The following is a 1,418-nucleotide window of genomic DNA, read 5'->3' on the forward strand; positions in this document are numbered from 1 at the left end:
ACCCAGGGGCGCGGGGAACTGCGCAACGGGGGTTCGGGGGCGGAGCCCCTGAGTAGGGACGGGAATGGGTAGGGGCGGCGGGGGCGAGAAGCGGTTTTTGCCGGACATCCGCCCGTCACAGCCGCTCCACAACACCCCCTCCCCCAGGCCGGAGGCCCTACCCGCGGGTTACCCTCGCGCACAGAAGACCGAAGGTGGGGGAACACGAAGCCATGCGAGCACTGCGAATACTCCTGATCGTGACCATCGTCCTGGGCGGACTCTTCGTCATCGCCGACCGCGTCGCCGTCGGCTTCGCCGAGGACGAGGCGGCGGACAGGCTGCGGACCAACGAGGGCCTGAGCAGCACCCCGGACGTGTCGATCAAGGGCTTCCCCTTCCTCACCCAGGTCGTCGGCGGCGAACTGGACGAGGTCGAGGTCGGCATCAAGGACTACGACGCCGACACGAGCGGCGCCACGACCGGCGCGGGCTCCGGCAAGGCGCCCGACAAGATCCGTATCGACAACCTCACCGCCCACATGCGCGGCGTCGCCTTCTCCGGCGACTACAGCTCCGCGAAGGCCGCCTCGGCCACCGGCACGGCCACGATCTCGTACGCCGAGCTGCTCAAGGCGGCCAAGGCCGAGCCGGTGGACGTGGCGACCGGGGTCACCGCCCAGGTCGTCGGCCTCTCCGACGGCGGCAACGGCAAGATCAAGGTCGAGGTGGAGGCCACCGTGCTCGGCCGCAAGCTCCCCCAGCCGGTCTCCGTGCTCAGCTCGGTCCGCGTCAAGGGCGACACCGTGGAGATACAGGCCGACTCCCTGCCCAACCTGGGCGTGCAGCTCGCCGAGGACAAGGTCCGTCTGATCACCGACTTCCAGCAGAAGATCGACGGCCTGCCGGGCGGCATCGAGCTCGACAAGGTGGCGGCGGCGGACAAGGGCGTCGACATCGACGTGAAGGGTTCGGACGTCAGCCTCGTCGGGTAGTCGGTAGCCAGTGGCCAGCGAGCGGTGGCCACCGCTCGCACGCCGGACCGCACGCCCGTCCGGACACCAGTCCGAAAGGCGAGACACCCCCGTCCGCCCAGCAGATGCGCGGCCCGCACGACCGGGTCCGCGCACCGCCCGCGACCTCCCACGGCACGCTCCGCCCCCTCCGCGTCCCACATCACGGACGATCGCGTCTCAGCATGCGACACCCCGGTGACATGCCCACCCGTCCGTCCTTACGATCGACTGCATGAAGCGCCAGGCGGACCTCACGAAGCGGCGGGCAGTGGACCTGTGCCGCGTCGCCGCCATGCTCTGTCGCACTTTCTGAGCGGAAGCGCGGAAGCCACGGTCCGACCGTCGTCCGTCCTTCCGTGAGCCGGGCCCCCGGCCTTCCCGCCGGGGCCGCCCCCGCGCCGCGTACGCCCCGCAGCCCCGGCG

Annotated in this window: 2 protein-coding genes; both read left to right on the plus strand. The window is 71.0% G+C overall.

Annotated elements, in window-relative coordinates; genetic code table 11:
* The first annotated feature begins 212 nt into the window (after positions 1–212).
* Positions 213–974, plus strand: a complete 762-nt coding sequence (locus FGF04_RS39225) for an LmeA family phospholipid-binding protein (protein WP_149516166.1) — start codon at positions 213–215, stop codon at positions 972–974.
* A 253-nt stretch (positions 975–1,227) separates the two neighbouring features.
* Entirely contained in the window at positions 1,228–1,308 is an 81-nt protein-coding gene (locus FGF04_RS42215; protein WP_350310325.1) for a putative leader peptide, read from the plus strand.
* The last annotated feature ends 110 nt before the right edge of the window (positions 1,309–1,418 follow it).

The organism is Streptomyces apricus (assembly GCF_008369065.1).
Lineage (GTDB): Bacteria > Actinomycetota > Actinomycetes > Streptomycetales > Streptomycetaceae > Streptomyces > Streptomyces apricus.